Origin of the sequence: Sneathiella chungangensis (assembly GCF_009882935.1) — a bacterium.
GTDB lineage: Bacteria > Pseudomonadota > Alphaproteobacteria > Sneathiellales > Sneathiellaceae > Sneathiella > Sneathiella chungangensis.
Window position 1 is genome coordinate 272544 of record NZ_WTVA01000015.1, and the last position, 24991, is coordinate 297534.

General features: G+C 55.6%; 25 protein-coding genes. 7 read left to right on the forward strand and 18 right to left on the reverse strand.

The features are described from left to right. Positions 1-51: 51 nt before the first annotated feature. The gene (gene dddP / locus GQF03_RS14335) at positions 52-1380 is read left to right on the forward strand and encodes a dimethylsulfonioproprionate lyase DddP (protein ID WP_161339977.1); all 1329 of its coding nucleotides are present in this window, start codon (positions 52-54) and stop codon (positions 1378-1380) included. On the opposite strand, the gene GQF03_RS14340 is transcribed toward dddP, so the two are convergent. From GQF03_RS14340 to GQF03_RS14350, 3 genes are all read right to left on the reverse strand, one after another. Further along, the gene (locus GQF03_RS14340) at positions 1377-1607 is read right to left on the reverse strand and encodes a hypothetical protein (RefSeq protein ID WP_161339978.1); all 231 of its coding nucleotides are present in this window, start codon (positions 1605-1607) and stop codon (positions 1377-1379) included. The two genes, dddP and GQF03_RS14340, sit on opposite strands and share 4 nt — an antisense overlap. A 153-nt stretch (positions 1608-1760) precedes the next feature. Next, the gene (locus tag GQF03_RS14345; protein ID WP_161339979.1) at positions 1761-2963 is read right to left on the reverse strand and encodes an acyl-CoA dehydrogenase family protein; all 1203 of its coding nucleotides are present in this window, start codon (positions 2961-2963) and stop codon (positions 1761-1763) included. Positions 2964-3029: 66 nt separating this feature from the next. Then, positions 3030-3488, reverse strand: coding sequence for a nucleoside deaminase (locus GQF03_RS14350; protein ID WP_206375972.1), 459 nt, complete (start codon positions 3486-3488; stop codon positions 3030-3032). A 116-nt stretch (positions 3489-3604) separates the two neighbouring features. Here GQF03_RS14350 and GQF03_RS14355 point away from each other — a divergent pair, with 116 nt between their 5' ends. Genes GQF03_RS14355 through rsmD form a run of 3 tightly spaced genes read left to right on the forward strand, consistent with a single transcriptional unit; the run spans position 3605 to position 5819 of the window. Then, the gene (locus GQF03_RS14355) at positions 3605-4318 is read left to right on the forward strand and encodes a gamma-glutamyl-gamma-aminobutyrate hydrolase family protein (protein WP_161339980.1); all 714 of its coding nucleotides are present in this window, start codon (positions 3605-3607) and stop codon (positions 4316-4318) included. 5 nt (positions 4319-4323) lie between these two features. Beyond that, the gene (locus GQF03_RS14360; protein WP_206375971.1) at positions 4324-5214 is read left to right on the forward strand and encodes a pseudouridine synthase; all 891 of its coding nucleotides are present in this window, start codon (positions 4324-4326) and stop codon (positions 5212-5214) included. Further along, positions 5214-5819 (forward strand): 16S rRNA (guanine(966)-N(2))-methyltransferase RsmD, encoded by a 606-nt coding sequence (rsmD, locus tag GQF03_RS14365; protein WP_161339982.1) that lies wholly within the window; start codon positions 5214-5216, stop codon positions 5817-5819. The genes GQF03_RS14360 and rsmD overlap by 1 nt, the downstream gene beginning before the upstream one ends. On the opposite strand, the gene GQF03_RS14370 is transcribed toward rsmD, so the two are convergent. From GQF03_RS14370 to GQF03_RS14420, 11 genes are all read right to left on the reverse strand, one after another. Continuing rightward, a complete protein-coding gene (locus GQF03_RS14370; RefSeq protein WP_161339983.1) occupies positions 5758-6576 on the reverse strand; it encodes a phytanoyl-CoA dioxygenase family protein in 819 nt (272 codons plus the stop codon). The genes rsmD and GQF03_RS14370 overlap by 62 nt on opposite strands. Beyond that, positions 6569-7762, reverse strand: coding sequence for a BaiN/RdsA family NAD(P)/FAD-dependent oxidoreductase (locus GQF03_RS14375; protein WP_161339984.1), 1194 nt, complete (start codon positions 7760-7762; stop codon positions 6569-6571). Before GQF03_RS14375 ends, GQF03_RS14370 begins: the two co-directional genes overlap by 8 nt. A 37-nt stretch (positions 7763-7799) precedes the next feature. Continuing rightward, positions 7800-9635, reverse strand: a complete 1836-nt coding sequence (mutL, locus tag GQF03_RS14380; protein WP_161339985.1) for a DNA mismatch repair endonuclease MutL — start codon at positions 9633-9635, stop codon at positions 7800-7802. Between the two features lie 67 nt (positions 9636-9702). Then, a complete protein-coding gene (locus GQF03_RS14385; protein WP_161339986.1) occupies positions 9703-11052 on the reverse strand; it encodes a M16 family metallopeptidase in 1350 nt (449 codons plus the stop codon). 10 nt (positions 11053-11062) lie between these two features. Beyond that, entirely contained in the window at positions 11063-12430 is a 1368-nt protein-coding gene (locus GQF03_RS14390; RefSeq protein WP_161339987.1) for a M16 family metallopeptidase, read from the reverse strand. A gap of 139 nt (positions 12431-12569) precedes the next feature. Then, on the reverse strand, positions 12570-13121 hold the full coding sequence (locus GQF03_RS14395) for a DUF3035 domain-containing protein (protein WP_206375969.1): 552 nt from the start codon (positions 13119-13121) through the stop codon (positions 12570-12572). Between the two features lie 50 nt (positions 13122-13171). Beyond that, positions 13172-13723, reverse strand: coding sequence for a signal peptidase II (lspA, locus tag GQF03_RS14400; RefSeq protein ID WP_241691220.1), 552 nt, complete (start codon positions 13721-13723; stop codon positions 13172-13174). Beyond that, positions 13650-16469, reverse strand: coding sequence for an isoleucine--tRNA ligase (gene ileS, locus GQF03_RS14405; protein WP_161339989.1), 2820 nt, complete (start codon positions 16467-16469; stop codon positions 13650-13652). The genes lspA and ileS overlap by 74 nt, the downstream gene beginning before the upstream one ends. Positions 16470-16759: 290 nt before the next feature. Continuing rightward, complete coding sequence (locus tag GQF03_RS14410) at positions 16760-17032, reverse strand: hypothetical protein (protein WP_161339990.1); 273 nt, start codon at positions 17030-17032, stop codon at positions 16760-16762. Next, positions 17007-17990 carry a bifunctional riboflavin kinase/FAD synthetase gene (locus GQF03_RS14415; RefSeq protein ID WP_206375965.1) on the reverse strand — a complete coding sequence of 328 codons (984 nt, stop codon included), beginning with the start codon at positions 17988-17990 and terminating at the stop codon, positions 17007-17009. The genes GQF03_RS14410 and GQF03_RS14415 overlap by 26 nt, the downstream gene beginning before the upstream one ends. A 27-nt stretch (positions 17991-18017) precedes the next feature. Further along, on the reverse strand, positions 18018-18449 hold the full coding sequence (locus GQF03_RS14420; RefSeq protein ID WP_161339991.1) for a MaoC family dehydratase: 432 nt from the start codon (positions 18447-18449) through the stop codon (positions 18018-18020). A 244-nt stretch (positions 18450-18693) separates the two neighbouring features. Between GQF03_RS14420 and GQF03_RS14425 the strand changes: the two genes are divergently transcribed. Both GQF03_RS14425 and GQF03_RS14430 read left to right on the forward strand, forming a co-directional pair. Beyond that, complete coding sequence (locus GQF03_RS14425; protein ID WP_161339992.1) at positions 18694-19080, forward strand: response regulator; 387 nt, start codon at positions 18694-18696, stop codon at positions 19078-19080. Beyond that, a complete protein-coding gene (locus tag GQF03_RS14430; protein WP_161339993.1) occupies positions 19080-19697 on the forward strand; it encodes a protein phosphatase CheZ in 618 nt (205 codons plus the stop codon). Before GQF03_RS14425 ends, GQF03_RS14430 begins: the two co-directional genes overlap by 1 nt. Positions 19698-19700: 3 nt before the next feature. On the opposite strand, the gene GQF03_RS14435 is transcribed toward GQF03_RS14430, so the two are convergent. Together GQF03_RS14435 and GQF03_RS19125 are read right to left on the reverse strand one after the other, a co-directional pair. Beyond that, on the reverse strand, positions 19701-20591 hold the full coding sequence (locus GQF03_RS14435; protein ID WP_161339994.1) for a TIGR01459 family HAD-type hydrolase: 891 nt from the start codon (positions 20589-20591) through the stop codon (positions 19701-19703). Between the two features lie 13 nt (positions 20592-20604). Next, positions 20605-21837: an EAL domain-containing protein gene (locus GQF03_RS19125; RefSeq protein ID WP_161339995.1), complete on the reverse strand. Its 1233-nt coding sequence runs from the start codon at positions 21835-21837 to the stop codon at positions 20605-20607. Between the two features lie 164 nt (positions 21838-22001). Here GQF03_RS19125 and GQF03_RS14445 point away from each other — a divergent pair, with 164 nt between their 5' ends. Continuing rightward, the gene (locus GQF03_RS14445; protein ID WP_161339996.1) at positions 22002-22835 is read left to right on the forward strand and encodes an SDR family NAD(P)-dependent oxidoreductase; all 834 of its coding nucleotides are present in this window, start codon (positions 22002-22004) and stop codon (positions 22833-22835) included. A gap of 13 nt (positions 22836-22848) precedes the next feature. On the opposite strand, the gene GQF03_RS14450 is transcribed toward GQF03_RS14445, so the two are convergent. Both GQF03_RS14450 and GQF03_RS14455 read right to left on the reverse strand, forming a co-directional pair. After that, positions 22849-23805, reverse strand: a complete 957-nt coding sequence (locus GQF03_RS14450) for an acetyl-CoA carboxylase carboxyltransferase subunit alpha (protein WP_161339997.1) — start codon at positions 23803-23805, stop codon at positions 22849-22851. A gap of 115 nt (positions 23806-23920) precedes the next feature. Then, positions 23921-24901: an HpcH/HpaI aldolase/citrate lyase family protein gene (locus tag GQF03_RS14455; protein ID WP_161339998.1), complete on the reverse strand. Its 981-nt coding sequence runs from the start codon at positions 24899-24901 to the stop codon at positions 23921-23923. Positions 24902-24991: the final 90 nt, after the last annotated feature.

Genomic DNA, 24991 nt, shown 5'->3' on the forward strand with positions numbered 1-24991 from the left:
GGTTACCACTTTTTGAGCTTTCAGCGCCGCTGACGCTCTGGAGGTCGGCAGATGAAGCATGATGTCTTTTCGGAACGTAACTCTATCGGCGGCGAAGCCACTTCTCTCCTAAAACCGGACGGAACACCGCTTGACAACAACCGTGTTGAAATCGGTCCGACCCAACTCGCGTTTGATGAATGGGCGGCCGCAGGCATTGATATCCCCAACCTTCCGGTCATGCGTGCCCAGCGACTTGACCGTCTGGTTAGGGCGCTGCATCAACGGGACTACGGTGGTATTCTGATGTATGATCCGCTCAACATCCGCTTTGCCTCTGACACGACGAATATGCAGCTCTGGGCGGCACACAACCCGTTCCGCGCCTGTCTGGTTCTGGCGGATGGATATATGGTGGTCTGGGATTTCGGTGAGTCGGACCTCCTGACGGCCTTCAATCCCTTGGTGCGGGAGACCAGAACTGGCGCCTCCTTCTTTTATTTCACGAGCGGCGATAAATCCGTTGAGAATGCGGCGCGGTTCGCCGGCCAGATTGACGAGCTTATGCGGAAACATGCGGGCAACAACCGTCGTCTCGCCGTCGATAAAATACAGATACATGGCTTGCGGGCTCTCGAAAAACTGGGCTTTCAGATTCTCGACGGTGAAGAAGTTACGGAAAAAACCCGCGCTTACAAGCAGGAAGAGGAAATCAAGGCTCTGCGCTGTGCCGTCCATGCTACCGAGCAATCGATCCATGAAATGCATAAGATTGCGCGTCCCGGCATCACGGAGAATGATGTCTGGGCCGTCCTTCATGCGGAGAATATCAAACGCGGCGGCGAATGGATCGAGACGCGCATTCTGGCATCAGGTCCGCGGACCAATCCCTGGTTTCAGGAGTGCGGCCCGAGAGTTATCGGGAACAACGAATTGCTGGCCTTCGATACGGATCTGATCGGCTGTTTCGGTATGTGCGCGGATATTTCTCGTACCTGGTTCATTGGGGACGGAACACCAACGTCGGAACAAAAGCGCCTCTATCAATATGCCTATGAACATATTGAGCAGAACATGCGCCTCTTGGGCCCAGGTGTTCCCTTCAAGGAAATTGTCTTTGGCGGGCATCTTCTGGCGGACGAATTTGTGAACTCCCGTTATTCCGTGAAAATGCATGGCGTTGGGCTATGCGATGAATGGCCGCATATTGCCTATCCCGAGGATTACCATGAGGGCGCGTTCGACTATGAGATCCTGCCGGGAATGGTGATTTGCGTGGAGGCCTATATCGGCGTCCAGGGCGGCACGGAAGGGGTCAAGTTGGAGGATCAGGTCGTGATCACGGATGACGGATATGAGAATATAACCCGCTATCCGTTCGAGGATATTCTCCTGAGCTAGTGATTTTCGGCATCCTCAATTCTCAAGTTGGCCCAGCGCCGCACGCATTCGGACGGCTCCATGACAAGGCCCGCGGCTTCGCCAAGGCCTGAGATGGGCTGCAAACCGGCATGGGCGGCAAGGTCCTGGGTCAACCATTCGCAGGGATCAAGGCTTTCATAACGATACAAGAAGCCGGCGACCACGACGATAACGCCCAACATTACCCAACCCAGAAACTTAATCATTCTCTATCCCGGCCTTACGCAGTCATTATCAGGAACAAGCCTGTATATAGGAAATGCGGAGCGCCATGCTAACGAAAAATCGGCGCGACAAAAAAAGAAAAGCTTCCCCATCGGGAAGCTTTTCCGCCGTTTTCACCAGCCAACCAACTTATATCAGTTGTATTTTTTAAGCTCCAGCCGGCCGATCTGGTTGCGATGCACCTCATCGGGACCGTCGGCAAGCCGCAGTGTCCGTGAATGGGCATAGGCGAAGGCAAGGCCGAAATCATCGCTGACACCTCCCCCGCCATGCGCCTGGATCGCCCAGTCAATGATCTTGCCGGTGATGTTCGGCGCAACCACCTTGATCATGGCGATTTCCGCTTTCGCCTCCTTGTTGCCGACCGTGTCCATCATATAGGCCGCCTTCAAGGTAAGGAGTCGCGCCTGTTCGATCATCGCGCGGGATTCGGCGATGCGTTCCAGCGTAACCGTCTGTTCGGCAATCGGTTTGCCAAAAGCGACGCGCGATTTCACACGCTTGCACATTTTTTCAAGCGCCCGTTCGGCAACACCAATCTGGCGCATGCAATGATGGATGCGGCCCGGGCCGAGGCGCCCCTGCGCAATCTCGAACCCGCGGCCTTCGCCAAGGAGAATGTGATCCGCCGGCACGCGAACATTCTTGAATTCCACTTCCGCATGGCCATGCGGCGCGTCATCATAACCGAATACCGGCAAAAAGCGCTTCACATTAATTCCCGGCGTGTCCATCGGTACGACGATCATCGACTGCTGTTTGTAGAGCGATGCGCTTTTATCGGTCTTGCCCATGAAGATCAGCACCTTGCAGCGGGGATCACAGGCGCCCGACGTCCACCATTTGGTGCCGTTGATCACATATTCATCGCCGTCACGGGTGATCTCCGATTCAATATTGGTCGCATCCGAAGAGGCAACCGCCGGTTCGGTCATGGCGAAGGCCGACCGAATCTCGCCGTTCAACAAGGGCTTCAGCCAGCGTTCTTTCAGCTCCTCTGACGCATAGCGCTCGAACACCTCCATATTCCCGGTATCCGGCGCCGAGCAGTTGAAGACTTCCGGGGCAAAGCTGACCCGCCCCATAATTTCGCAGAGCGGCGCGTATTCCAGATTGGTCAGCCCCGCGCCACGATCGCTCTCCGGCAGGAACAGGTTCCAGAGCCCGGCTTCCTTGGCCTTCGCCTTCAACTCCTCGATGATTGCAGTCGGCTGCCAGCGATCTCCTTCCGCCACCTGATCGTAGAAAAGCTGTTCATTGGGGTAAACATGTTCGTCCATAAAGGCCTGCACCCTGCTCTGCAGTTCCTTCACCTTGTCTGAAAATTCGAAGATCATCCGCTGTTCCTTTTTGTTATTTCGGGTTCTTGTTGTTCTTGAGATTATGGTGGCATCTTTCAATATTTAGCGTCGCGTTTCAAAGAAATTCTTCAACAGCGCCGCCGATCGGCTCTCAAGCAGTCCACCGTAAATTTCCGGCCGGTGATGGCAACTCGCCTGCTCGAAGATGCGCGCGCCATGCTCCACGCCGCCACCCTTGGAATCATAGGCACCGAAATAGAGCCGTCTGATCCGGGCGAGAGAAATCGCTGCTGCGCACATTGGACAGGGTTCCAGCGTCACGTAAAGATCGCAATCGACAAGCCGCTGACTGCCCAGCATGTTTCCGGCCGCGCGAAGCGCCAGCATTTCCGCATGCGCCGTGGGATCGTTCCTGCCCACCATCTGATTACCACAATTGGCGACGATGCGCCCGGATTTCGTGTCAACGATGATCGCGCCCACCGGCACTTCGCCACGACGGGCGGCAATCTCAGCAGCCCCAAGGGCCATTTCCATAAAATCGGGTAGTTCGTTATCCATATGAACAGCCTCGCAATTCGGCCTCACCCCGTCAAGCAATAGAAATTTAGGGAAATTAGTGGAAGCTTGCGAAAGAGGCCAGTTGAGTTATTGCGGCGAGAGGACTAAAAGGAAGCATGAGTATCCCTGTTATCGGCATAACCCTCGATTCGGAGGACCCCGGCGGCTATTCCAACATGCCGTGGTACGCACTTCGGCAAAATTATGCCGACGTGATCGTCGCGAGCGGCGGCCTGCCCTTCGCCCTGCCCCATGAACCCGATCGTGTTGGCGACTATGTGAATAAGCTTGATGGTCTTGTCGTGACCGGCGGCGCCTTTGACGTCGATCCAAGCCTTTTCGGGGCGACGACACGACATGAAACTGTTGTTACGAAAGACCGCCGCACCCTTTTTGAAAAAACAATCACGGAAGCGATGCTCGCGGCGAATAAACCTGTCCTCGGAATCTGCGGGGGGCAACAGCTCCTTCATGTGATCCTGGGCGGCACCCTGATCCAGCATATCCCCGATGAAGTCGAGAATGCGCTCGCCCATGAACAACCGAACCCGCGCACCGAGGCCGGGCATGACGTCATCGTCACCCGGGGCACTCTCCTGCATAAAATTGTCGGCGCCGACCGGCTGGCCGTCAACAGCGCCCATCACCAGGCGGCGAAAGACATCAGCGATAATATTGTCGTCAATGCCGTGGCGGAGGACGGTGTTATCGAAGGGATTGAGGATAACCGGTACCGTTTCTGCCTTGGGGTCCAATGGCACCCGGAGTACTTGATATCGCAGGGAGACCGGCTCATTATCGACGCCATTATCAGCACCTCCGCGGCGTAGGAAGCATGTCAACGGAAAATAGCCAGGGCGAACGGATCGCCAAACGAATGGCGCGGGCGGGGCTTTGTTCCCGCCGCGAAGCGGAACGCTGGATAGAGGCCGGCCGGGTCTCGGTCAACGGCAAGCTGCTGGAGACCCCCGCCTTTACGGTGACGCCGGAAGATAAAATTGCGGTTGATGGCAAGGATATCCCGGAAGTCGAGCGCCCGCGTCTCTGGCGCTATCACAAACCGCCTGGTCTTGTAACGAGCCATAAGGACGAGAAGGGTCGCGATACGGTCTTCGACAAATTGCCCGAGGACTTACCGCGCGTCATATCCGTAGGCCGGCTGGACCTCAACTCGGAGGGGCTTCTGCTGCTCACCAATGATGGGGAACTGGCCCGCAAGCTTGAACTTCCCACGACGGGCTGGAAGCGAAAATACCGTGTTCGCGTTCACGGCCATCCAAATGAAGCCGACATGGCGCGGCTGGTGAAAGGTCTGACCATCGAGGGCATACGCTACGGGGCTATCGAAGGTACCATCGACAGCACCAAAGGCGCCAATAGCTGGCTGACGATCTCACTTAGGGAGGGGAAGAACCGGGAAATTCGCAAAGTTCTGGAACATCTCGGCTATCAGGTTACCCGCCTTATCCGGATTTCCTATGGCCCCATGGCGTTGGGTGATTTGCCCGCAAGCGCCGTCGAGGAGGTGCGATCGAAAATCCTCCGCGATCAGATGGGGGTTGAAAAATTCGAAGAAGAACAGGCGGGCCTCGATAAGGGCCAGAGGCCCCCTCGCGGCAAACGGGGCGATCGGTCGAAAAAAACGCCCGTCGTAAATAGCCCGTCGGCGAAATCCGGTAAAAGGCCGACCCTTAAGGCCAAACCGGCAACCCGCCGGAAAAGCTGATGCGGATTGTCGGCGGCGAATTCCGCGGCAAGAAGCTGCGGCTTCCGGAAGACAATCGCATCCGTCCAACCGCCGAGCGAACGCGTGAAGCGCTTTTCAATATTCTTGCCCATGACAGCGAGATGCGTCGCGCAGACGGTGCGCTTCCCTTGAACGCGCGCGTCCTCGACATTTTCGCCGGAACCGGCGCGCTTGGGCTGGAGGCGCTCTCACGTGGCGCCGGACATGTCACATTTCTCGACAACCACCCCGGCAGCCTTAAACTTATTGAGGGGAACATAAAGGATATGGGGCAGACCCGGCGCACCGATATCCTGAGACGCGACGCGCTTCATCCCGGAAAACCCGGGGCACCTTATGATCTAATTCTGATGGATCCCCCCTATGCACAGGAACTTGCGCATCCCTGCATGGAAGCGCTGATTTCCGGCGGCTGGCTGACCGCAGGCGCCATTGTCGTCATTGAGCTGTCAAAAAAGGAAAAACTGACATTGCCGCCAAGTCTGGCGATGCTTAAAGACCGGACCTATGGCGCAGCGCGACTTATTTTCGCGAAGAATATACCGGGTCGATATGACGATACTTCGCAAACTGCTCCTGAATAAGGGCCAGGCGGTCGGCAAACGGAGGAAGCGCTGACATGTCGATCAATGGTTCGGCCAGCGGGGCAAACGCCCGGTTCTGAAATTCAAAGGAAAGGCTTACCCGGGGATTTTTTGCAGCCTCGCCAAACCGCCCGCCCCAATGGACAACGTCCTGCCGCCAGCCGAGAAGACAACCCGCCCTGGCGGGGAGGGCTGTCGCCTCAAGAAGATTGAGTTTTCCGATTTCCGTCAGCTCGTCTTCCGTCTCCTCCCGGCCATGTGGCAATATATACATGCAGCCGTTATTCTCATCGACATCAGTCAGGGGCAGCCAAAGCGAAAGGCTCATCAGAATACGGTCATCTCCCGTCCCGAAGACGGTCTTAGCATCACAATCGCGGTGGGGCGGCCAGCCGGCATCCCCTTCTCGGGACAGGTGCCAAGCCCAGAGATTGGGAAGGATCGCGTAATTCTCGCCAAGAAAATGACGGATCAATCGCCCAAGGCGGGCAAACATCCACCAGGGCTGGTCATAGAGATAGATAAATACGGGCGGTATCCCGTGGCGACCAAGCGTATATACCGTCTCCAGAACCGGTTCAATTTCCTGCGCATCGAAAAGTGGTGGAAGCGCGAGATAGCCATCCGTCCAGAATTTTTCGGAAATTTCGGCAAGAGCCGCATCGGGGAACGGAATCTCCTTCACGTTCATCGGTTCACCGATGGTGAGGTCGGGTGCGAGGGCCTTCCAATCCTTCAGGGTAAAAGTGTCATGCATATTGACCCGCCACATAACCGGAAGACCAGGCCCACTGGAAATTGTACCCGCCGAGAAATCCCGTTACGTCCACCGCCTCCCCGATGAAAAAGAGGCCCGGCACCGATCGGCATTCCATGGTTTTTGAATGCAGGACCTCTGTGCTGACGCCGCCAACCGTCACTTCCGCTTTGGCATAGCCTTCCGTTCCCACTGGAACTAATTTAACCAGTTTAATAGATTTTACTATTTCACGGATTGTCTTGTCCGAACAATTCCCGAGTTCCGGCAAATCAACAAACTCCTCCAGCAGAACGTCAACAAGCCGACTTGCCAGGTGATCTTTCAGATAACTGCTCACTTTCGTTCGCGGCTGCGGCTGCCGTTTTTCTTTCAGAATATGCTCAAGATCGATATCCGGAAGAAAATCGATCGTAATCGGTTTGCCCAATTCCCAGAATGACGAAATCTGCAAAATCGCGGGACCACTCAACCCTCGGTGCGTGAAGAGAAGATTCTCGCGAAAGCGCGTCTTTTCATATCCTATGCTGACATCGGCAGAAATTCCGGTAAGTCTCGCGAACCGTTTTTTATCTGCGGCCTCGAACGTCAAAGGCGCAAGCCCCGGGCGCGCCGGAACAAGGGCGAGACCAAAGGCCTTGGCGACGCGATAGGCAAAGTCGTTTGCACCAATTTTCGGAATGGAAAGCCCGCCCGTCGCGACCACAAGGCTCTTCGCCGATAAAACCTGACCACCTGTCGCGATGAGGAAATGATCATCTTCCTTTTCGACTTTATCGGCGCCCGATCCCCGCCAGATGATGACGCCATGCGCGGCGCATTCCGTCTCGAGCAACGCCACGATCTCAGACGCGCTTCCATCGCAAAAAAGCTGCCCCAGCTTCTTCTCGTGATAGGCGACCCTATGTTTCTCGACAAGGGCGATAAAGTCGGACTGAGTATATTGGCTAAGCGCCGATTTGCAGAAATGCGGATTGTCGGAGATAAATTTGTCAGGGGCGGCGAACAAATTGGTAAAATTACAACGACCTCCTCCTGAAATCAGGATTTTCTTGCCGCATTTCTCGGCTTTTTCGAGCAGCAGCACCTTGCGCCCGCGCCGTCCGGCCTCGATCGCACACATCAGGCCCGCGGCACCGGCGCCAATGATCACCACGTCGAATTTCCGCGACTCCTCAGACGCCATTCATGCCACCTTTTACGAAAACGGTCAGGGATGGTTTTTAGCGGCGACCGAATAGTTTTTCAATATCGCCGAGTTGCAGCTCGACATAGGTCGGACGCCCGTGATTGCATTGCCCGCTATGCGGCGTCACCTCCATCTCGCGCAAAAGGGCGTTCATCTCATCGATACTGAGCCGGCGGCCGGCGCGAACCGATCCATGACAGGCCATTGTTGCACAAACATCGTCCATCCGGTCCTTTAGCGACAGGGCGGTATCAAGTTCCGAAAGATCATCCGCCAAGTCCTGGATCAGCCCCTTGATGTTACATTCGCCCAGCATGGCGGGCGTTTCACGCACGACGACCGCCCCGGTTCCGAAAGGTTCCAGAACCAATCCCATTTCCGCGAACTCCTCCGCTCGCTCCGCGAGCCGGTTTGCGGATATCTCATCAATCTCGACCACCTCCGGAAGGAGCAGCATTTGACGCGCGACCCCCTTTTCCGCGAGCTGTTTCTTCATTCTTTCCATCACGAGACGCTCATGCGCTGCATGTTGATCGACAAGAACCAGTCCGGTTGCCGTCTGCGCAACGATATAGGTTTCATGTAGCTGGCTGCGGGCGGCGCCAAGCGGATATTGTTCAAGCGACCGCGTCTGTTCCTGCTGCCTGGGCGTCTCCTCCTGATGGCGTGCCATCGGTGCCGGTTGCTGTCCGAATGGCGCCTGGAATTCCGCGCTCGCCTCGTAAAGACCGGGAGAAACTGTCTGGCTTGCGCTATCCCCCCACCGCCCCCAGCTAGCGGATGGACGGGTTTGAGATTGAAAGGGGAGCGGATCGCTATGCGGACGAAACGCCCCCAGCGCCTGCCCGGAAATCGTGGAGGCGGCGCGATGTCCATGTTCCGCCAACGCACTGCGAAGCGCGCCAACAATCAGGCCTCTCACACCGCCGGAATCGCGAAACCGCACCTCTGCTTTTGCCGGGTGGACATTGACATCCACCTGATCTGGCGGCAGCTCGAGGAACAGGGCCAGGAGTGGATGCCGGTTCCGCGCGAGCAGATCCATATAGGCTCCGCGCACCGCACCGGTAAAAAGTTTGTCCCGCACCGGCCGGCCATTGACGAACATGAACTGCATATTTGCATTGCCGCGATTGAAGGTCGGCACACCGGCGTAGCCTGTCAGCCTGACCCCGTCCCTCTCGGCGTCAATCCGGATCGCATTGTCGGCGAAATCCCGCCCCATAACCGCGCCAAGCCGATCAAGCCGGCTATCGAATAGATCCCCCTCTGCGCCGGTGACACGAAGCGCCATACGGTCGTTATCGGCCAGCGTGAAAGAAATGGCGGGAAATGCCATGGCAAGGCGCCGCAGGACATCAAGCGCCGCGCCAAACTCCGATCGTTCCGTTTTGAGAAACTTGAGCCGCGCCGGCGTCGCGAAAAAGATATCGCGCACCTCGACGCGCGTGCCCTTGACGCCGCTTCCCGGCTCCAACGCGCCTTTCCGCCCGCCTTCGACGGCGAGTTTCCAGGCGTTCTCATCGCCTTCCCGCCGGGTCGTGATCGTCATTCGGCTGACCGAGGCGATAGACGGGATTGCCTCGCCGCGAAATCCGAGATTCTCGATAAAGACGAGATCATCATCGGGCAGCTTGGACGTTGCATGACGTTCGAAACAGAGCTCGAGTTCCTCCGCGCTCATGCCCGAACCATTATCGGTGACCGTGATAAGGGAACGACCGCCATCCCGCATGACAACATCGATTTTCGTCGCGCCTGCGTCAATCGCATTTTCAACGAGTTCCTTGACGGCACTGGCCGGCCGTTCCACCACTTCACCGGCGGCAATCTGATTGACTATGTTTTCAGGCAGGCGTCTTAGCGGCATCTCGGATCCAACTGGCGGCTTCCGTCCGAACTTAGCAAATATGACTGAGGCGGCCTAGGTCTGTGCACTATTTCTTTTCCATACCGGGGCCGACCGCCTCAAGATTCTCCGGCTTTCCGGCGACGACGACAATCAGCTTTTCAGGATCAAGAAGACGCCTGGCAACCCGCTTGATATCATCCTGACTTACAGAATTGATTAGTGCCGCCCGGTCATTCAAATAACTTGGCGGAAGATTGCTGAATTGCATGGCGACCAGAATATCGGCAATGCGGTCGTTGGACGACAGGCTGAGCGGAAAGGATCCGTTAATGTAGGTTTTGGCGGCATCAAGTTCCTCCGCCGTGACACCGTCCTTACGGATTCGCCTGAGCTCCTCCTCGACGAGGTCCAGGGCCGCCTTCACGGAGGCATTGCTTGTGCCGAATCCCCCCATATGAAGTCCGGCCGCCTTCATCGGATAAAGATAGCTGTAGACTGAATACACAAGGCCGCGTTTCTCCCGGATCTCGTCCGTCAGCCGTGACTGGAAACTGCCGCCGCCCAGAATGTAGTTGAGCACATAGGCCGCATAATAGTCCGGATCATCCCGTTTCACACCCTGACCGCCAAAAATGACCACACTTTGCGGAATGTCCTGCGGGATAATCATGACGGCCGCTTCCTGCAATGGTTCTGTTTGCGGAACTTGCGCCACATCGACCTTCTCGGGAAGCTTGCCAAATGTCATATCGAGGAGCGGGCCAAGTTCCGCCGCCGTTATATCCCCGACGACGCCAACAAACATGTTGTCCTTTCCAAGATGTGTCTTGGCAAACCTGGCAAGGTCCTCGCGCGTTATGGCGGCCATTGTCTCCAGCGTCCCTTCCGAGGGGTGCGCGTAGGGATGATCGCCAAAGGCAAGCTCGAACCAGGCGCGTCCCGCGAGGCTGTTTGGATCGGAAAGCTTGCGGTCAAGAGACGCCAGTATCTGACCACGGATGCGCTCCACCGGCTCCTCATCAAAGCGGGGATCGGTGATCGCCAGACCAAACAACCGGAAGGCTTCTTCGGTGTTCTCGCTCAACGTCTTAAATTCACCGGAAAAGCTGTCCTTGCTTGCATCAAATCCAAGCTGGATGGCGAGATCGGAAAGCCGCCCCTGAAAGGCCTTGCTGTCAAATTCCCCCGCGCCCTCGTCCATTGTCGAGGAGGCAAGATAGGCAAGCCCCGCCTTGCCGGCAGGATCAAGGCTCGATCCGCCGCGCCACGACACATTGAGGCTGACGATGGGAATAGATGGTTCTTCGACAAGCCATGCCTTGATTCCGCCGGGGCTGGTCACCTCCTGGATGTCAACGGCGCGAGCCGGCTGGCTGGCTAGGAGGAAAAAGGCAAAAAGCAGGACCGGCGCAATAAGTTGACGGGCGCATTGCATGATATCTCCTTCAGCTTTTCGCGTCTTCAGGCAACAGGCGACCGACAACGGACTGCCGCTCGTCGAATACCTGTTGGGCGGCTTTTTGAATTTCTTCCGGCGTGACGTCGGAGATATGCTTCGGCCAGTTGACAATCTGTTCTATCGTCTCGCCACTCGCCAAGGCCGAGCCGAATATATTCGCGGCGCCGCGAATGCTGTCGCGGGCGTAGACCGCATCCGCGAGCATTCTCTTCTTTGCGCGCGTCAGTTCCTGCTCCGTCACGCCGTTCTCGATGACATCCTTTATGATCGCCTGAACCGCGGCCTCCACGTCATCGAGACTATGATCGGGGGTAGGGCTTCCATAGACGACAAATGTCGACTTATCATAGGAACCTGAACTGTAATAAGCGCCGGCACTAGTCGCGATTTTCCGGTCGACAACAAGGTCGCTGTATATCCGGCTGGTGACGCCGCCGCCCAGTATCTGGCTGAGAACTTCGAGCGCCCGTACGTTTTTCTGATCCTCACTTCGGGCCGAGGGCGCCAGATAACTCTGCCGCCAGGATGGTTGACGCACCCGTTTATCTTTCATCTCCACAACCCGTTTCGCAAGTTGGGGCGGCTCCTGCACCCGCTCGCGTTTCGGAATTTCGCGCGCGGGAATCGGACCGTAGTATTTTTCGGCAAGCGCAAAGACCTCATCCGCCTTTACATCCCCAGCAACAATAAGAATGGCGTTATTCGGCGCGTAATAGGTATTGTACCAGTCAATCGCATCCTGCGTTGTCAGCTTCTCAAGCTCATGCCGCCAGCCGATGACGGGTGTTCCGTAGGGGTGCGCAAGAAACTGCGCGGCATCAAACTGTTCCCCGAACAATGCATTGGGGTTATTGTCTGTCCGTTGGGACCTTTCTTCCAGGATAACATTCAACTCCGGTCCGACGGTCTCGTCAGTGAGCGCCAGATTGCTCATCCGATCGGCTTCCATTTCCATGAAAAGGGGCAATTTATCTACGCTGACATTCTGGAAATAGGCCGTGTAATCTTGCGACGTGAAGGCATTTTCCTGCCCGCCGTTTTTCGCCACGATGGCCGAGAATTCACCAGGCGCCAGCTTGTCGGTTCCCTTGAACATCAAATGCTCGAGGAAATGCGCAATGCCCGACTTAAGTGGATTTTCGTCGGCTGCCCCGACTTTATACCAGACCATATGGGTCACGATGGGGGCGCGGTGATCTTCGAGGACGACGACCTCAAGGCCGTTATCAAGCGTTGTCACCTTCGGGTCGAACAGGGTCGGGATTTCATCCTCGGCAAGTAGCGGCGCCGCGCCACCGGCGACAACTATCCACAATACCAGTACAAAACCCCAAAACGGTCGCAACGAGCCCATCGGCAGCCTCCGGACGCAATAAAATTGTATTCCTAGAATAAAGGGCAAGCGGCATTCATTTACAAGGTTATGCCACGATTATTTCTAATGAAATGTCAGTGGCGACGAAAGGAATCAGGAAAAACTGACCACGGTTAGGCTAGTTGAACAAGCCTTCCAGCAACGCGCGCTTGCGCCGTTCGATAATCGGGGTGTCCTCGCCAGCGGCCGGATTTTCGCCAAGCGCCGCATTTTCCTGAAGCCGTTTCTTCTCCTTGACCGGATCAACAACGGTACCGAACGGCGGCTGTTCCTGCCAGAACATGATCTTTTCCATAAAAGTCACGTCGTTCTCGGCAAGGATGGTCGTTTCCGTATCGACAATTTCACGGATATTCGGATTGACATTTTCCGCGCCGGCCTGGCGCAGCAGAGCAAGCTCGCCCGCCGAAATTCCGGCGGCCACTGCCTCCGAATGAGTTACCGGCGCCGGATTGCGGCCCGAGCCAAGAAGTGCGGCTTTAGCACTGTTCTCGGCAAGGATATCCTGCGGTCCCTTTTGCCCGGGTGCCGGCGGCCGCAGCGAGAAATCAGGCGGAATTATCAATGGCGCCTTCGTAATCACGGTAAATTCATCCGGCGCCTTTTTTCCGCCGATACCAAGTGCCTGTTTCGTGCCTTCACAGCCCGTCAATGCTATCGCTGACAGCAAAACAACACCGACTATAATACCGTTATGGCGCATATTCTTTAAGCCTTCCCTCATGACGGCATTTTATCGGACTTGCGTCCCTGAAACAAGCTCTCTAGCAGAATAACGGCGACGCCGACAACAATGGCCATATCGGCAACATTGAACGCGGGCCAGCGCATAAAAATAAGGTCGAAATCGAAAAAATCCGCAACGGCGCCGAGCCGGATCCGATCAATGATATTGCCAACAGCACCGCCGAGAACCAGACCAAGACCGATAGCCAACCACCGGTTTGTGGCTTTTCTTAGCCAGAAGGCAACAATTACCGCAATGGCGGCTGTAATACCGACGAGTATCCAGCGCATATCCTCACCGGCAAACATGCCAAAACTCACGCCCCGATTCCAGACCATGACGAGATTAAAGAAAGGCGTCACCTCGATCCCGCCGGGATAACGGATCATCAGATCGATCAGATAAACCTTGCTGATCTGATCAACGGCGAGGATCACGGCGGCAATGACGAGACCGAGACGAAACACGGCGTCAGGCCTCGACTTCAAAGGGAAGCGCGCTGACGACGTCAGCGCAGCGATGGCAAAGGTCGTCATAGGTTTCATGAGAGCCAACCTCGTCGAGGATTTTCCAGCACCGCTGGCACTTTTCGCCGTCGGCCAACGCCGGGACAACGGCAACGCCCTTCACATCTTCAAGGGTAAAGGCCCCCTCCGGCGCGGGATCGGTTGAGAGCGTGACACCCGACGTGATGCAGATATCCGCAAGATCGAGACCATCCAGCAGTGCCTTATAGTCCTCACTCACATAGACGGTTGGGGCGGCCTGCAGGCTGGAGCCGATCCGTTTCTCCCGCCGTTCAATTTCCAACGCGCCGGTGACGACACGGCGGAAAGCTCGTATACTGAACCAGCGATCCATAAGTGCGCCATTTTCCCACTCTGCTGGAATTTCCGGAAACAGACGAAGATGAACGCTGCTGTCCTCCCCGGGATATCGGGTGAGCCAGGTTTCCTCAGCCGTAAAGACCAGCATCGGCGCGAGCCATGCCGTCAGGCAATGGAACAGATAGTCCAGCACCGTCCGGGCGGCGCGGCGGCGGGTATCGGTCGCCCCGTCGCAATAAAGCACGTCCTTGCGGATATCGAAGTAAAAGGCCGAGAGTTCCAGCGTACAAAAATTATGGATCGCCGTAAAAATCCGACTGAATTCATAAATGTCGCAGTTATGGCGGATCATCTTATCCAGCTCATATAGCCGGTGGAGCACCCAGCGTTCCATCTCCGGCATCTCAGAATATTCGAGCCGCTCACTCTCGTCCCAGCCATCAAGATTGCCGAGGATAAAACGAAGGGTATTGCGAAGGCGGCGATAGCTGTCGACCTGCCCCTTCACGATTTCATTGCCGATACGCATATCTTCAGAATAATCCGACGCGACCACCCAGAGGCGCAGGATATCCGCACCATTCTGTTCGATGATCTTCTGAGGCGCGACAACATTGCCCAGGGACTTGGACATTTTGCGTCCCTGTCCGTCCATCACGAAACCATGGGTCAGCACCGCTTCGTACGGCGCCCGGCCGCGAGTTCCGCAGGATTCGAGCAGTGACGAATGGAACCAGCCGCGATGCTGGTCAGTGCCTTCAAGATAGAGGGAGGCGGGCCATTGCAGCTCCGGCCGTGCTTCCAAGGTGAAGGCATGGGTACAACCAGAATCGAACCAGACATCGAGGATATCCTTCGCCATGTCATAGTCGTCGGGATTGTAATCATTGCCGAGGAAGCGCTGCGCCGGTGAATCGAACCAGGCGTCCGATCCTTCATCCTCCATGATATTCAGGATACGCGCGTTGACCTTTTCATCCCGCAGCAATTCGCCCGTTTCCTTATGGGTGAAGACCGTGATCGGCACGCCCCAGGCGCGCTGACGCGAGAGCACCCAGTCCGGTCGTCCGGCGATCATCGCATGGATACGGTTGCGGCCCGAGGCGGGATACCATTTTGTCTCGTCGATGGCCTTGAGCGCCTTCTCTCGCAGATCATTCGTCTCCATCGAGATGAACCACTGGCTGGTATTGCGGAAGATCAGCGGCGCCTTCGACCGCCAGCTATGCGGATAGGAATGAACAAGCTTGCCGCGCTTCAGCAATGCGCCGACCTTTTCAAGCTCGTCCGCCACTCCCTCGTTGCATTTGTAAACATGCTGGCCGGCGAACATCGGCACGTGATCATAGAACGTCCCGTCCTCGTCGACCGTATGCGGCACCTCGATACCGTGGATCATGCCGACTTCATAGTCCTCCTGACCATGGCCCGGGGCCGTATGAACGAATCCCGTACCGGCATCCACCGTCACATGATCGCCATCGATCAGCGGTACATCGAAGTCGTATCCCTGACCGTTAAACGGATGCAGGCAGATGACGCCCTTGAACGCGTCGCCCTTGCCGCGCCAGATCACATCGGCGGCTACTATTCCAGCTTCTTTTTTAACTACCTCAAGCAATTCAGTCGCCACGAACAGTTTCTCGCCGACAACGGCAAGTGACCCGTCCGCCACCTCTTTCACCTCGATCCCGACATATTCCATGTCCGGACCATAGGAGATTGCCCGGTTGCCCGGCATCGTCCAGGGGGTCGTCGTCCAGATAACGATGGATCCGCCCATGAATTCGGCCTGCCCGGATTTCACGGGAAAGCGCACATGGATCGTCGTTGAGGTATGATCGTGATACTCAAGCTCGGCCTCGGCCAGAGCCGTCTTTTCGACGGGCGACCACATGACCGGCTTCGATCCACGATAGAGCCCGCCGTTCATCAGGAATTTCAAAAGTTCCCGGACGATCTGCGCTTCGGCATCGAAGCTCATGGTGGTGTAGGGACGCTCCCAATCACCGATGACGCCGAGACGCTTGAACTCCTCCTTCTGCACGCCCACCCAATGGGTTGCGAAATCCCGGCATTCCTTGCGGAATTCGACGACCGGAACCTGATCCTTGTCTTTTCCGGCCTTGCGGTATTTCTCCTCGATCTTCCATTCGATGGGCAGCCCATGACAGTCCCAGCCGGGAACATAATGGGCATTCTTGCCCATCATCTGCTGCGAACGGCTGATCACGTCTTTGAGGATCTTGTTCATGGCATGACCGATATGCAGATTGCCGTTCGCGTAAGGAGGGCCATCGTGAAGAATGAATTTCTCGCGGTCTTTGGATTGTTCCCGCTGACGGGTGAACAGATCCATCTCCTCCCAGCGCTCAAGCAGCCCGGGCTCCTTCGCGGGCAGGCCGGCCTTCATCGGGAAATCGGTCCGAGGTAAAAATAGCGTCGATTTATAGTCAGTGCTCATGGTAGCGAACTGATCCTAACAGTATCTCAAAATATTGGTATATAAGGGGCGACATCTCGCCAATTTCTGGGTTTTCAACCTGATCATCAGGTGCGAACCTATATTACCCGGCCTTATGCAGGAAAGGCCGGGCAGATAATTCGATCGCAGACGACATGATGTCCCCGCGAGCCAGCGGTAGATTTCCATAATTCGATCATGGCACGTGTTTTATCAACTCCCTAATCGACTGTCGAGAAAACATAGAGACAAAACGCTAAAAATCGCTCTTTTTCGGCCATTTCGTCCCGCTAGCCCGGCTTTTCCGGCAAAAGATATTTTTTCAGAAACTCCAGCAGCCGTTTTTGTGCGTCGTCGCGCACGGCTGATTTTGGGCCAACCAGGGGGAAGGGTCCCGGCCCGCCGGGTTTCGCCAGATAGGCAGTCAGCCGAGTTTTCTTGTCTAGACTTGGGAAGGATACGAGTTCAGAGGCGTGCGCGGGGAACAAGGCAAACAGGACGAAAAGAAAACCGCAATAGAACTGCGCCAGGCAAATTCTAGCTATGCACTTTCTTGTCAGCATATTTTGTCTGCCGGTTCTCATGGTTGGCGAGTATTTCGCGCGCCCTGCCAACGTCCTTCGCGATTTGTGCCGTCAATTCCTCAATCCCTGCAAATTTCATTTCTGCACGGATATAGTCGACAAAGGCCACGCGCAGACTCTGATCGTACAAATCACCGCTCCAGTCGAGCAAATGAACTTCCAGGAGGACATCCTTTTTATCGAAAGTCGGGCGCATTCCGAAATTGGCAACGCCGTCGATCCAGTCGACATGTGTCCCCCGATGCAGGCCGACCCGCACGGCATAAACGCCCAGCTTCGGATGCTGATACCCAACGAGCGGTATATTCGCCGTTGGAAAGCCAATCGTGCGACCCCGCTTGTCGCCTCCGATGACAGGTCCCTCAACTTCCCACCAGTGACCGAGAAGCGCAGCGGCTTTTCCCGGATCGCCAGCTTTAAGGCAGTCGCGTATTGCGGTGGACGAAAAGATTACCGTTTCTTCGCCGACGGGCTCCACCACGGTGACGCCGAAGCCATATTTCTTGGCAAGATCGGCCAGAACCACCGTCGTCCCCTGCCGCTTGTGACCGAAAATGAAATCATAGCCGACCACCACATGGGCGACGTTATATCCTTCGACGAGTACGTCCCGGACAAATTCCTCGGCTGATTTTTGCGAAAAGGGGAGATCGAAAGTAAGCGCAACCATCACATCAACGCCAAGCCATTTCAGATGGGCCGCCTTCGTTTCCATTGTCGAAAGACGAAACGGCGGCGCAGTGGGTGCGAAAAATTCTCGTGAATGGGGCTCGAAGGTCATGACCCCGGAGGCGACACCAAGCCGGTCGGCAATGTTTTGCGCTTCGGAAATGACAGCCTGATGTCCGCGATGGACGCCGTCAAAATTGCCGATGGCAAGAACCAATCCACGGCATTCCTCCGGCACCTTAGTGTAGTCGCGTAATATCCGCATCATTCCTACCCAGCTTTATCTGATTAACCTTCAGGAGCGCCTGGATACCATCAAGGTCGCCTCTCCATCCAGCACAACCGTTTCCCCGATCGTACAGACACAGTCAAAGGTTACCCGTTTACCATTGATCTCGCGCAAATTCACTCTGGCGACGACCGTATCACCGATACAGACGGGCGCTTTGAAATTGAGATTCTGATTCATGTAGATCGCGCCGGGGCCAGGCAATTTCGTTCCGAACACGGTCGAGAGCAGCCCGGCGGACAACATGCCATGGGCAATACGTTCCTTGAAAATCGTTTTTTCGGCAAATTCTGCGTTCAGATGAACGGGATTCGTATCGCCGGAGATGCCGGCATACATGACAATGTCGGATTCCGTAATCGTCTTGGCATAGAGCGCCGTCATGCCAATTTCCAAATCCTCGAGGAAGTAACCGTGTAAATCTTCATAAACCGACATTGGTTTTCAATTCCTTATAACCGGTGGACAGCCGGGTTATATAGAAGGAAAACGGGTGCTGCCGCAAGTGCCAGGACGAAATCGACGGGCACTAATATAGCGGTTCCAGCCAGTTTTCGTAAAACTGCGCTCAAATTAACCATTTTTTCAGTTTCCCTACCTAATCTTCGACGAATAGGTAAGGCGGATTTTCTAGCTCCCACCTGATTGGAACCTAATAGAAGGAAAGTAAGAGGGCATTTCTATGGCTGTCGATATGAACATGTCGATTCTGATCGTTGACGACTACAAAACAATGTTGCGTATTATCCGCAATCTTCTCAAGCAACTTGGCTTCAACGCCGTTGACGAAGCTGCCGATGGCTCGGCCGCGCTTTCGAAAATGCGCACCAAGAAATACGGCCTGGTCATATCCGACTGGAACATGGAACCGATGACCGGCTACCAGTTGCTCAAGGAAGTCCGCGCAGATGAAACGCTGAAAAGCACGCCGTTCATTATGATCACGGCCGAATCCAAGACGGACAATGTGGTTGCCGCCAAAAAAGCCGGCGTCAACAACTACATCGTGAAACCGTTCAACGCAGCGACCCTGAAGACAAAAATCGCTTCGGTACTGGGTGATTTCTAATGTCCGATACGGATGAGGTCATTCACCTGAGAAAGGCGATTGCCGCCCTTCATCAGGATTGTCAGGATCTCGCCAATTTCATCATGGCGGCCCGGTCCGAGATTGCCGAAATCCGGCCGAATGACCTTAAGCAAGAAAAACTGCCTCGTGCTGGCAAGGAACTTGATGCAATTGTCGAGGCGACAGAGACGGCCACCAACCAGATCATGAACGCGACGGAAACGATCATGTCGGCAAAGGTGACGGACGCGGATGTCGTCAACGATGCCTGTATGGAGATTTTCGAGGCTTGCTCCTTTCAGGACATTACCGGCCAGCGAATCAGCAAGGTCGTCTCTACCCTCAACTATATCGAAGAGTATCTCGCACGGCTGACCAAGGCCTGGGGTCACCATATCGACAGCACGGATTCGGCCGATGCGATGCAAGCCGAAGACGATGAGGAAACGGAACTGCTGAACGGGCCGGCGCTTGATGGCGAAGGCGTCAATCAGGACGAAATCGACACACTTTTCGACGAGGCCGGCGCGGAAAAACAACAGAAAAAGCCCGTTGCGAAATCAGCAAGTGATGAAAGCAACAAGGCTCAGGATGAGATCGACGCCCTTTTTGACTAACGTCTAAAGGGCGTTTTCCTGCCAGACCATATGTCCCGTGACATATTTCGGGGAAAATCCGTGCTGGCGCGCAGTTGATGTGATCTGCTCTGCGGTTGGCAACTGGCCGTCTTTCAGTCCCCATTCCTCCGCGTGAATACCACCGCTTACCAGGACGCAGTCCATCCCCATTTCCGTCGCGCCCTTTATATCGGTGCGCATGCTGTCGCCAATGGCAAGAATGCGGGACGGTTCAGAGATTTGCAGCCGTTCCATCGCCTGCCGGTAGATTTCCGGATAGGGTTTGCCAAAAAGCTCGACCCGCCCGCCAAGCTCCGCGTAAAGCGCGGCAATCGCACCCGCACAGTAATGTGAGCTGTTCCCTCTCATCACGGTGAGATCCGGATTGGCGCAGAGCATCGGAAGATCCCGTGACAGAGCGTCCAATAAAAGAGACCTGTAATTCTCCGGCGTTTCGGTTTCGTCATCGGCAAGTCCCGTGCAGATCAGGAAATCCGCGTCCGCAACTGAGTAAACCCGATGGTAATCAAGACCGTCTTCAAGCCCTTTGTCGCGGTCTGCGCCGATCTGGTAGAACGCGTTGCCGGATTTTTTCAAATAGGGGTGATTACGCGTCGCCAGCACTTCACGGGTGATGTCACCGGATGTCAGAATATAGTCGTAACATTCCCGTCCGACGCCGATTTTCTCAAGAAAGGTGATGACAAAACCATTGGTTCGCGGCGCGTTAGATAGCAGGATAAGAGGTCGGTCCTTCTCTCGGAGTTTCGTCATACATTCAAGCACGCCCGGATAAGGATGATGGCCGTTATGTACGACGCCCCATAGATCCAGAATATAACCGTCATAATCAGCCGCTATTCCGGCCATGCCGGTAATCATCTTGAAAGTCATAGGGAGAAACCTGCTAATTTACGGATTGCGGCGGACGGGGCACACCGAACAGGAAGCCCTGACCGAAACCGACTTCCACATCGAGAAGCCCGATAACGGTGTCTTCATCTTCGACCATGCTGGCAATCAGTTCGATATTCTCTCGCAACAGCGCCTCGTGAAGATCATCCGGGTGAATTTCCATCGGCAATCCCGGCCTGCCGGGCAATAACTCCACGGCGGCGACTTTCAGGTAACGGACGTTCCGTTTACCCAACTCGCCAAAGTCGAAATCGAGCCTGTGCACGTGATCCACCGAAAAAGCGAACCCCATCTTCGCAAGCGTCGCGAGATTTTTCTGGGTCGCCTCGGTTGCGTTGTCAAAATCCTCCTGCGGGAATTCAAGGATCAGGCTTTCGCTCAAATCCTTGTTCTGATCCAGAAATTCAACGAACTGACGGAAGAAAGCGGTATCGTTGAGCGTCCGAGACGAGACATTGACGAAGAAACCGATATCGGCATTTCGTTGCCGGACCCGGCGGATCAGCTGCACGCAACGGATCAGCAGGAGATTGTCAATCGTTCCGATAAGGCCAGCGTTCTCTGCCACCGTCAAATATTGACCCGGCGTGATCACTTCGCCGCGCGGCCCGCGAATACGGGAGAAAGCCTCATAGAAAAGTGTCCGCCGTTGCGGCAAGCGCACGATCGGCTGGAGATAGAGATCAACCTTGTTTTCCTGTAAACCGGCCCGTACGATTTCCAGAATCTCCTCATCGCGCGGCAGCATCTCTTCATTCGGGCCGCTGCTGTTCCTCGGCATTTCCTTATCTTTGGTGCCTTCTTCCCGTTCCTCCGCGACCTCCGCGTCGGCGGATAGGACGAATTCCTCCTCCGCCTCTTTTTCACGAGGTTTCTGATCCGTGGACAGCTGCTTTAAAAGCTTGCGCAGAATTTGCATTTCGGCAGCGAAACTATCCATATTACCGTCTTTACCGGCAAGGCGGCCCAGGATGTTGTCAAATCGGTCGAGACCGGATTCCGCCATATCGAGATCGCTGCGCATTTTCTGCAGATCGCGTTGAAAACGGGCGCGTTCCACATGCCGCATGATGAAATCATGCACAAGCGCGCAAATGAGGAAGAAAACACCCCCGGCCCAATATCCTGCCGCCGGTTCGATTCCCGGCATATACACAGGAGCCTGTACAGCAATCACCGTTGCCGTCAGCGCATAGGCTATAACGATGATGCTATGATAGAGCACGCGACAATAATCCCCCTGAAGTTACAGGCGCCAGTTTAGTCAAAATTTCCGATTAGGGAAGCCAATCTACGAAGGAAATTGCGAAAAGGCCTGTTCGCCCGCGCGCCAATCTTGTTATAGTCAATTGTTCCCTATCCAGATTTTTTAACCGAAGAAGAATGAAAATGAATCGACTACAGGACAAGGTTACAATCATTACAGGCGGCACGAGCGGGATCGGCCTTCGCACGGTCGAGATTTTTGCCGAAGAGGGCGCCACGGTTGTCTTTTCGGGACGCCGGGAGGCTGAAGGCAACGCAATTGCGGACCGGCTGGGAGACAAGGTGAGTTTCGTCCGCGCCGACGCAAGCGTCGAGGCGGACATGGAAGCCCTGATAAAAGGCACCGCCGACAAATTCGGCAAGCTGGACTGCCTCTTCAACAATGCGGGCGGCCCGGCGCCTGTCGGCAGTATCGAAACTGTTGATTTCGAAAAATCGATGACCGCCATGACGCTGCTTTTTGGCGGTGTTCTCCTTGGCATCAAGCATGCGGCGCCGATTATGAAAAAGCAGGGGTATGGCAGCATCATCAATAATGGCAGCATCGCCGGCCATCTTGCGGGCTACTCGACCTCCATGGTCTATAGCAGCGCCAAGGCCGCCGTTTTGCAACTGACCCGAAGCGCGGCGATGGAACTCGGCGAGAGTAACGTCCGGGTAAACTCCATTTCGCCCGGCGCAATCGCCACCGGAATTTTTGGCAAAGCTCTGGGCCTCAAGGGGCAGGCGGCAGAGGACACAGCAAAAATCGCCGGCGAGGTTTTATCTCAGGCCCAACCCATTCGCCGGGCGGGCCTTCCGGACGATATTGCCAAGGCGGCGCTTTTCCTCGCCTCCGATGATTCCACTTTCGTTAATGCGGCCGACATCCTTGTCGACGGCGGTATGATCGGCGGCCGTCACTGGTCCGCGCATCAGGAGAGTGTCCGAAATCTCGGAAAGGCCTTTACGGGTTAGCAGGTATCTGCCTTCAGTTTCCTTCGAGACGACCGATAGCAAGGAACTTGCGACGACGCTCTTCACGGAGCTCGCCGGGTTCTTTTTTGGCAAGCAGCGACAATTCCTCCTCGATCGCATCGCCGAGCGAGGCGATGGCGGCCTGAACGTCGCGCTGCGCGCCGCCGACCGGTTCGTCAACGATCCGGTCAATCACCTTCAGTTTCAGAAGGTCTTGCGCCGTGATTTTCATGGCGGTCGCGGCTTCCTGGGCCTTGTCCCGTGTTTTCCAGAGGATCGCTGCGCAGCCCTCCGGCGAGATCACCGAATAAACCGCATGGGCGAACATCAGCACGCGATTGGCAGCCGCGAGCGCAACGGCGCCGCCGGAGCCACCCTCCCCGACTATCGATGCAACCATCGGCACCCGGACATCCAGGCAAACCTCGATTGACCGGGCGATAGCTTCCGCCTGGCCGCGTTCTTCCGCGCCGATACCGGGATAGGCACCGGACGTGTCGATAAAGGTGAGGATAGGAATGGCAAAATGATCGGCCATGCGCATCAGCCGCTGTGCCTTGCGGTAGCCTTCGGGACGGGCCATGCCGAAGTTATGACGAAGGCGCGTTTCGGTATCCTTGCCCTTTTCCGTACCGATGACGATAACACTGCGGCCACGAAAACGCCCCAGGCCGCCTATGATTGCCTTGTCATCGGCAAACGCCCGGTCGCCTGCAAGCGGCGTAAAATCATCTATAAGCTGGGCCGTAATATCACTGAGTTTCGGCCGGTCGACATGGCGAGCGACTTGTGTCTTTTGCCATGGCGTCAGCTTGGAGTAGGTTTGCTCCAGTTGCTGAAGCGCTTTCTGGCGCAGTTTGGCAATATCCTCCTTGATCTCAATATCGCTGCCATCTTCCAACCCTTCCAGTTCACGGATTTTGCCTTCGAGGTCGGCGATCGGCTTCTCAAAATCAAGGAAATTATTCATAAAATGTCCAAACTTCGCAGATATCGACGATCTGATTAATAAATTGGCGGAACGGTTACGTCAATCAACCGTTCCGCCGGGTTTTAAAATTGTGATGGTTTGATGACGCGATAAATTAACCGCGTGCGGCGATGATATCTGCCTGATTCACCAGCGCTTCAGCCTGCTTGATGGAGGCAATATCGATCAGGCGGCCATCGAGCGCCACGGCGCCCGCACCTTCCGCCTGCGCCTTTTCCATGGCTTCCAGAATTCGGCGGGCTTTCGCCACTTCCGCTTCGGCCGGCGTGAAAATATCATTGGCGAGCGGGATCTGCTTCGGGTGGATTGCCCATTTCCCTTCGCAGCCGAGGATGGCCGCGCGGTTGCCGTGGGCGATATAGCCATCAGGATCGGAGAAATCGCCAAACGGACCGTCGATCGGACGCAAACCATTCGCGCGCGCAGCAACAACCATGCGGGCAATGGCGTAATGCCACATATCGCCCCAATGAAAATCACGGGAGCCGTCTTCGGCGGGATCGGTAAGTACGCCATACAGCGGATTGGGCCCGCCGATGGAGGTTGTCCGTGCCTTGGTCGATGCCGCATAGTCCGCAACGCCGAAATGCAGGCTCTCGTTCCGCTTGCTGGCGGCCGCGATCTCATGGATATTCTGCATGCCGAGCGCTGTTTCAATAATATGCTCGAACCCGATTTTCTTTTTACGGCCTGTCGCCGCCTCAATCTGCGTCACCAGCATATCTACGGCATACACGTCAGACGCAGTCCCGACCTTCGGGATCATAATCAGGTCAAGGCGCTCCCCGCCCTTTTCAACGACGTCAACGACGTCGCGGTACATATAATGCGTATCGAGCCCGTTAATCCGGACAGACATAACCTTGTCGCCCCAATCCACATCATGCAGCGCCTCGATGATGTTTTTACGGGCCTGAGCCTTGTCGTTCGGTGCCACAGCATCCTCGAGATCAAGGAAAATTGCGTCCGCGTCGGATTTGGCGGCCTTTTCGAACATATGCGGGCTGGAGCCGGGAACGGCAAGTTCACAACGATTGAGGCGCGAAACGCAGGGTTCCGGAACGGTAAAGCTCATGAGGATCACTCTTTCTTCGGTCTGTTTTGAATTGGTTGTGTGGAAATTGCGTTAGGCTCACGGGAGAGTCAAGTTTTCCCATTCAATAAA

What these genes read in the sequence shown, in the direction of transcription:
- dddP (WP_161339977.1), top strand. Translation starts at nt 52, where the DNA reads ATGAAGCATGATGTCTTTTCGGAACGTAACTCTATCGGCGGCGAAGCC.
- GQF03_RS14340 (WP_161339978.1), bottom strand. Translation starts at nt 1,607, where the DNA reads ATGATTAAGTTTCTGGGTTGGGTAATGTTGGGCGTTATCGTCGTGGTC.
- GQF03_RS14345 (WP_161339979.1), bottom strand. Translation starts at nt 2,963, where the DNA reads ATGATCTTCGAATTTTCAGACAAGGTGAAGGAACTGCAGAGCAGGGTG.
- GQF03_RS14350 (WP_206375972.1), bottom strand. Translation starts at nt 3,488, where the DNA reads ATGGATAACGAACTACCCGATTTTATGGAAATGGCCCTTGGGGCTGCT.
- GQF03_RS14355 (WP_161339980.1), top strand. Translation starts at nt 3,605, where the DNA reads ATGAGTATCCCTGTTATCGGCATAACCCTCGATTCGGAGGACCCCGGC.
- GQF03_RS14360 (WP_206375971.1), top strand. Translation starts at nt 4,324, where the DNA reads ATGTCAACGGAAAATAGCCAGGGCGAACGGATCGCCAAACGAATGGCG.
- rsmD (WP_161339982.1), top strand. Translation starts at nt 5,214, where the DNA reads ATGCGGATTGTCGGCGGCGAATTCCGCGGCAAGAAGCTGCGGCTTCCG.
- GQF03_RS14370 (WP_161339983.1), bottom strand. Translation starts at nt 6,576, where the DNA reads ATGCATGACACTTTTACCCTGAAGGATTGGAAGGCCCTCGCACCCGAC.
- GQF03_RS14375 (WP_161339984.1), bottom strand. Translation starts at nt 7,762, where the DNA reads ATGGCGTCTGAGGAGTCGCGGAAATTCGACGTGGTGATCATTGGCGCC.
- mutL (WP_161339985.1), bottom strand. Translation starts at nt 9,635, where the DNA reads ATGCCGCTAAGACGCCTGCCTGAAAACATAGTCAATCAGATTGCCGCC.
- GQF03_RS14385 (WP_161339986.1), bottom strand. Translation starts at nt 11,052, where the DNA reads ATGCAATGCGCCCGTCAACTTATTGCGCCGGTCCTGCTTTTTGCCTTT.
- GQF03_RS14390 (WP_161339987.1), bottom strand. Translation starts at nt 12,430, where the DNA reads ATGGGCTCGTTGCGACCGTTTTGGGGTTTTGTACTGGTATTGTGGATA.
- lspA (WP_241691220.1), bottom strand. Translation starts at nt 13,723, where the DNA reads ATGAAACCTATGACGACCTTTGCCATCGCTGCGCTGACGTCGTCAGCG.
- ileS (WP_161339989.1), bottom strand. Translation starts at nt 16,469, where the DNA reads ATGAGCACTGACTATAAATCGACGCTATTTTTACCTCGGACCGATTTC.
- GQF03_RS14410 (WP_161339990.1), bottom strand. Translation starts at nt 17,032, where the DNA reads ATGCTGACAAGAAAGTGCATAGCTAGAATTTGCCTGGCGCAGTTCTAT.
- GQF03_RS14415 (WP_206375965.1), bottom strand. Translation starts at nt 17,990, where the DNA reads ATGATGCGGATATTACGCGACTACACTAAGGTGCCGGAGGAATGCCGT.
- GQF03_RS14420 (WP_161339991.1), bottom strand. Translation starts at nt 18,449, where the DNA reads ATGTCGGTTTATGAAGATTTACACGGTTACTTCCTCGAGGATTTGGAA.
- GQF03_RS14425 (WP_161339992.1), top strand. Translation starts at nt 18,694, where the DNA reads ATGGCTGTCGATATGAACATGTCGATTCTGATCGTTGACGACTACAAA.
- GQF03_RS14430 (WP_161339993.1), top strand. Translation starts at nt 19,080, where the DNA reads ATGTCCGATACGGATGAGGTCATTCACCTGAGAAAGGCGATTGCCGCC.
- GQF03_RS14435 (WP_161339994.1), bottom strand. Translation starts at nt 20,591, where the DNA reads ATGACTTTCAAGATGATTACCGGCATGGCCGGAATAGCGGCTGATTAT.
- GQF03_RS14445 (WP_161339996.1), top strand. Translation starts at nt 22,002, where the DNA reads ATGAATCGACTACAGGACAAGGTTACAATCATTACAGGCGGCACGAGC.
- GQF03_RS14450 (WP_161339997.1), bottom strand. Translation starts at nt 23,805, where the DNA reads ATGAATAATTTCCTTGATTTTGAGAAGCCGATCGCCGACCTCGAAGGC.
- GQF03_RS14455 (WP_161339998.1), bottom strand. Translation starts at nt 24,901, where the DNA reads ATGAGCTTTACCGTTCCGGAACCCTGCGTTTCGCGCCTCAATCGTTGT.